We start from the raw sequence: 1,920 nt of genomic DNA, 5'->3' as shown, positions 1-1,920 counted from the left end.
ATGCGATAACGGCGACCAGGAAGATTCCGGCATGCAACTGCCCCCATCCCAGAACGAGAAACCAGCTCGCCTCGGGAAAGGTGGCGGTCACGGGAAAGCTGTTGGAAGGGTCTCTCCAGACCCCGAACAGAAGATGCTGCACGAGCAGAAACGCGACGCTTCCCAGCAGCAGGGTCGAAATAACCTCGTTAACGCCCCACTTGAGTTTCAGAAAAAGCGGAATCGCAATCCAGGCGGCTCCCGCAAGCGCCGCCAGAACGAACATCGTCGGCAACCTCAGCACTTCAGGCCCGCTGCCGTTCAGCGCCACCCAGGTTGACGCGATCGCGCCGAGCCATAGCTGGCCCTCCACGCCGATGTTCCAAAACCGCACGCGCATGGCAACGCCGGAGGCGAGGCCGACTAGCACCAACGGTAAAGCGGCCGTCGCCGTCTGGGAGAGGCCGTCCGAGGTCAGAAAAGTTGCAATCAGGAACTCATCCACAAGAGCGCTTGCCGGCACGCCCGCATGCACGAGCAGCACCGCCGAAACCGTCAGCCCGACCAACAGTCCGCCAACATAACTGAGACTGGTCAACAAGAAGCCGGGATTTTGCCTGCGAACAAGGAAAGCTGTGTCAAGCATGGCCTGCTAAAAGGCCTCCTATCCATTCAGGCGTGACGTCGCCGGTCTGACGGCAGCCGGCGATCCTTCCTCTGTTCATGACGGCCACCCGATGGGACAGGGACATGACCTCCTGGAGATCCTCGCTGATCAGAAGGCAAGCCGCGCCGGCTTCCACAGCTCTGCGGATCGCCGATCGGACGAACTCGGCCGCTTTCATGTCCAGCCCGCGAGAAGGGGAATGCGCTATGAGAACCTTCAGGCCGTGATCGAGCTCCCGCGCGAGCAACACTTTCTGCGCGTTTCCTCCCGAGAGCAAAGAGGCCGGCCGTTCCGGCGTCGCGCCGCGGATATCGAACGCATCGATGGCCTCGGCGGCCTTCTCGCGCATCGCCCGCCGGCTCAGGAGAAACGGGCCGCCGAAGCTACCGCTGGCGACGGTCGTGAGCGCGAGATTGTCGGCAATGGAAAGCTCCCGGATCAACCCGCTGTCAAAGCGGTCGGAGGGGATGACGCGCAAGCCGGCCTCGCGGCGCTGGTCTGGCTTGGCGGTGGATATGTCCTGGCCATCCAGTACGATCGCGCCGGCGCCGGCACGGTCGAGTCCGAGAAGGCAGGCAACGAGTTCCTCCTGCCCGTTTCCGCCGACGCCGGCGATGCCAAGGATTTCGCCTACATGCAGCTCGAACCCGAGATCGTTCAGGCTTTGCCCGTGAGCGGTCGCCCGTGCGGAAAGCCTTTCCACGCTCAGACACACATCACCCGGCCGAGATAACGGCCTGCCCGCAACCGTCAAGGCATCGCCGACCATCAAGCGCGCCACCTCCGCTTCGGTGACGTTCGCAACCCGCGCACCCTCAAGTACGGTCTCGCCGTGCCGCATGATCGTTACCCGGTCGCAGAAAGCGGCAACCTCCCGGAACTTGTGCGTGATCAGAACCACGGCGTGACCTTGCCTCGACAATCGTTGGGCAAAAGAGAGGAGCGTGCGCGCTTCCTCGTCGGTCAGCACCGCCGTCGGTTCGTCCATGACCAGAATTCGGGCGCCCAGAAGCATGACCTTGATGATCTCGGCGCGCTGGCGTTCGGCGATCGAAAGATTCGCTACCAGCTTGTGCGGATCGACGGGCAGGCCGATCTCGCTCGACTTGGCGGAAACGATCGCCGCCGCATCGGTCAGCGTTTTCATAGCAGCCTTGCGGCCGAAGCCGAGGAGAACATTTTCGGCAACCGTAAAACTCTCGACCAGCCGGAAATGCTGATGGACCATGCCGAGACCGGCGGCGGCGGCTTCCAGCGGGCTGCGCAAACTGATC

1 protein-coding gene and 1 pseudogene are annotated in these 1,920 nt (G+C 62.9%); both read right to left on the bottom strand.

Annotation, left to right across the window (positions count from 1 at the left end):
* Positions 1-625: pseudogene (locus EN925_RS33940) on the bottom strand (ABC transporter permease); the annotation flags it as partial.
* Positions 618-1,913, bottom strand: a complete 1,296-nt coding sequence (locus EN925_RS33935; protein WP_281040687.1) for an ATP-binding cassette domain-containing protein — start codon at positions 1,911-1,913, stop codon at positions 618-620. The pseudogene EN925_RS33940 and the gene EN925_RS33935, both read right to left, overlap by 8 nt.
* Between the last annotated feature and the right edge of the window lie 7 nt (positions 1,914-1,920).

Origin of the sequence: Mesorhizobium sp. M7A.F.Ca.US.006.04.2.1 (genome assembly GCF_004022915.1) — a bacterium.
Lineage (GTDB): Bacteria > Pseudomonadota > Alphaproteobacteria > Rhizobiales > Rhizobiaceae > Mesorhizobium > Mesorhizobium ciceri.
The sequence above is the reverse complement of the archived record's forward strand: the minus strand, read 5'-3'. Positions and strand labels throughout refer to the sequence as shown.